Here is a 514-nt window from a genome sequence, read left to right on the forward strand (position 1 = left end):
TAGAATAAGAAACGGCTACCAGTCACTTTTGCACCACGTTCAAAGTCCACAATTTTTAAATCCGTAGCAATATCCCAGTGTGCTTTAATATCAAAATCAAATGTTGGAATCTCGCCCCACGTATACTCTTCTACATTATCGTCCTCTGTTGTGCCAACTGGTACAGATGCATGTGGGATGTTGGGTAAACGCATCATCATATCTTTAAAGCGCTCTTCTACATCATTTAATTGGACATCTAGCTCTTTAATTTCATCGCCAACCTGACGCATACGAGCAATAACTTCATCAGCATTTTCTTTATTACGCTTCATGATAGAAATTTGCTCAGATACTTTATTGCGTTCAGCTTTAAGCTCTTCTGTTTTTGCAATCAATTCACGACGCTTTGCATCTAATTGTTCAAAATCGTCTAAGTTTCCTAAATCCTCGTTACGTGTTAATAACATTTCTTTAATTTCCGCGAAATTGTCGCGCACGCGTTTAATATCTAACATCGTCATACCTCCAGTAG

At 38.1% G+C, this 514-nt stretch carries 1 protein-coding gene; it reads right to left on the reverse strand.

From position 1 onward, the window contains the following. A partial coding sequence (locus MWJ95_RS24380; RefSeq protein WP_481817370.1) for a serine--tRNA ligase occupies positions 1-497 on the reverse strand: 497 nt, incomplete at its 3' end. Positions 498-514 lie beyond the last annotated feature (17 nt).

The sequence above is a fragment of the Lysinibacillus sp. Bpr_S20 genome (genome assembly GCF_023337835.1).
Taxonomy (GTDB): Bacteria; Bacillota; Bacilli; order Bacillales_A; family Planococcaceae; genus Lysinibacillus.